This window comes from Streptomyces sp. NPDC051207, assembly GCF_040682395.1.
In the GTDB taxonomy this organism is placed as follows: domain Bacteria; phylum Actinomycetota; class Actinomycetes; order Streptomycetales; family Streptomycetaceae; genus Streptomyces.
Map to the genome: position 1 here is coordinate 1 of NZ_JBFBAX010000081.1, position 1,960 is coordinate 1,960.

Genomic DNA, 1,960 nt, shown 5'->3' on the forward strand with positions numbered 1-1,960 from the left:
GAGCTGACGGAGTACCTGACCGAGCTGTCCGGTGAGGCCGCCGCCTACATGCGGCCGAATTTCTTCGTCAACACCCCGGACATCCTGCACGCCTATCTCCAGCACGGCGGGCGTCCGGCCTTCGAGGTCCGTGCCGTCCTGGCCGCCACCCTCTCCCCGACGTGGGGTGTCTACAGCGGGTACGAGCTGTGTGAGAACACGCCGCTGCGGGAGGGCGGCGAGGAGTACCTCGACTCGGAGAAGTACCAGCTCAGGCCCCGCGACTGGGCCGCCGCCGAACGCGACGGCCGCACCATCACCCCCCTCATCACCCGGCTCAACGAGATCCGGCGCGCCCATCCCGCACTGCGCACGCTGCGCACCATCCGCTTCCACGGGACGGACAACGACGCGCTGATCGCGTACAGCAAGCGCGCGGGGTCGGACGCCGTGCTGGTGGTCGTCAACCTCGATCCGCACCACACCCAGGAGGCCACGATCTCACTCGACATGCCGCAGCTCGGCCTGGACTGGCACGAGACCACCGCGGTGCACGACGAACTGACGGGTGAGACCTATCACTGGGGCAGGACCAACTACGTGCGCCTGGAACCGGGCCGGGCGCCCGCGCACGTCCTCCACGTCCGGCGGTCGCCGGCCGCGGCGCCGAACGGAGGGTCGGGTACGTCATGACTGTGAACGAGCCGGTGCCGGACACCTTCGAGGACACCCCGGCCAGGGACCGGGACCCGGAGTGGTTCAAGCGTGCTGTCTTCTACGAGGTGCTCGTCCGTTCCTTCCAGGACAGCAACGGCGACGGCGTGGGAGACCTGAAGGGACTGACGGCCAAACTCGACTACCTCCAGTGGCTGGGCGTCGACTGCCTCTGGCTGCCGCCGTTCTTCAAGTCCCCGCTGCGCGACGGCGGCTACGACGTCTCCGACTACACAGCCGTGCTGCCCGAGTTCGGCGACCTCGCGGACTTCGTGGAGTTCGTCGACGCCGCCCACCAGCGCGGCATGCGCGTGATCATCGACTTCGTCATGAACCACACCAGCGACCAGCACCCGTGGTTCCAGGAGTCGAGGAGGGACCCCGACGGGCCCTACGGCGACTTCTACATGTGGGCGGACGACGACAAGGGCTACCCGGACGCGCGGATCATCTTCGTCGACACCGAGCCCTCCAACTGGACGTACGACCCGGTGCGGGGCCAGTACTACTTCCACCGCTTCTTCTCGCACCAGCCGGACCTCAACTACGAGAACCCGCGGGTGCAGGAGGAAATCCTCGCCGCGCTGAAGTTCTGGCTGGACCTGGGAATCGACGGCTACCGGCTCGACGCCGTGCCCTACCTGTACGCCGCCGAGGGCACGAACTGCGAGAACCTGCCCGCCACCCACCAGTTCCTGAAGCGGGTGCGCAAGGAGATCGACGCCCAGTACCCCGACACCGTGCTGCTGGCCGAGGCCAACCAGTGGCCCGAGGACGTCGTCGACTACTTCGGCGACTACGCCGCCGGCGGCGACGAGTGCCACATGGCGTTCCACTTCCCCGTCATGCCCCGCATCTTCATGGCCGTGCGCCGCGAATCCCGCTACCCCGTCTCGGAGATCCTGGCCAAGACCCCGGCCATCCCCTCGGGCTGCCAGTGGGGCATCTTCCTGCGCAACCACGACGAGCTGACCCTGGAAATGGTCACCGACGAGGAACGCGACTACATGTGGGCCGAGTACGCCAAGGACCCCCGCATGCGCGCCAACATCGGCATCCGCCGCCGCCTGGCGCCCCTCCTCGACAACGACCGCAACCAGATCGAACTGTTCACCGCCCTGCTGCTGTCCCTGCCCGGCTCGCCGATCCTCTACTACGGCGACGAGATCGGTATGGGCGACAACATCTGGCTCGGCGACCGCGACGCCGTACGCACCCCCATGCAGTGGACCCCCGACCGCAACGCCGGCTTCTCCACCGCCGACCC

At 67.9% G+C, this 1,960-nt stretch carries 1 protein-coding gene and 1 pseudogene; both read left to right on the plus strand.

Annotated elements, in window-relative coordinates:
- Positions 1 to 672, plus strand: a pseudogene (locus AB0M97_RS30780) (alpha-1,4-glucan--maltose-1-phosphate maltosyltransferase); the annotation flags it as partial.
- Positions 669 to 1,960, plus strand: a 1,292-nt coding sequence (gene treS, locus AB0M97_RS30785) for a maltose alpha-D-glucosyltransferase (RefSeq protein WP_365964268.1), incomplete at its 3' end; no start/stop codon positions are given. The pseudogene AB0M97_RS30780 and the gene treS, both read left to right, overlap by 4 nt.